Source organism: Sebaldella sp. S0638 (genome assembly GCF_024158605.1).
Lineage (GTDB): Bacteria > Fusobacteriota > Fusobacteriia > Fusobacteriales > Leptotrichiaceae > Sebaldella.
In genome coordinates, this window is the sequence record NZ_JAMZGM010000154.1 from 1 (window position 1) to 502 (window position 502).

1 protein-coding gene is annotated in these 502 nt (G+C 37.3%); it reads left to right on the forward strand.

Features of this window, described 5'->3' with window-relative positions:
- Window positions 1–18: 18 nt before the first annotated feature.
- Window positions 19–502, forward strand: a 484-nt coding sequence (locus tag NK213_RS18070) for a filamentous hemagglutinin N-terminal domain-containing protein (RefSeq protein ID WP_253351818.1), incomplete at its 3' end; no start/stop codon positions are given.

Below are 502 nucleotides of genomic sequence, written 5' to 3' on the forward strand. Positions count from 1 at the left end.
AATAAATAAGGAGGAAATATGAAGGAAAGGACAAGGAATAGGTTTATTAAACGCAATATAGCAATAGGGATGTTATTGGGGATGCTTTTAAATAACCTGACTTTTGCAAATGAATTAATAAAAACAAGAGATGGTTCAACAGCAAGAGTGATAACGGCACCTAACGGAACCCCAATGATTGAGCTCGTAAATCCTAATGGTAGTGGAATATCAGTTAATGACTTTGACAGATTAAGTGTCGATGAGAAAAACCTGATATTGAATAATATATCTCCAAAAGAAGGAGCAGGTTACAGAAGTGAATTAGGCGGAATAATAGCCCCAAATGAGAACTATACAGGAAATCCGGCAAGAGCGGTATTAATAAGAGTCCATAAAGACCCGTCAGTGATAAACGGATTTATAGAAGCGGCGAGCACAAGTCGTGTGGATATGATTTTTAGTAATCCTAACGGACTGTATATAAATGGGGGCTTAGTAGGTAGATTTGGTGACGTAACTT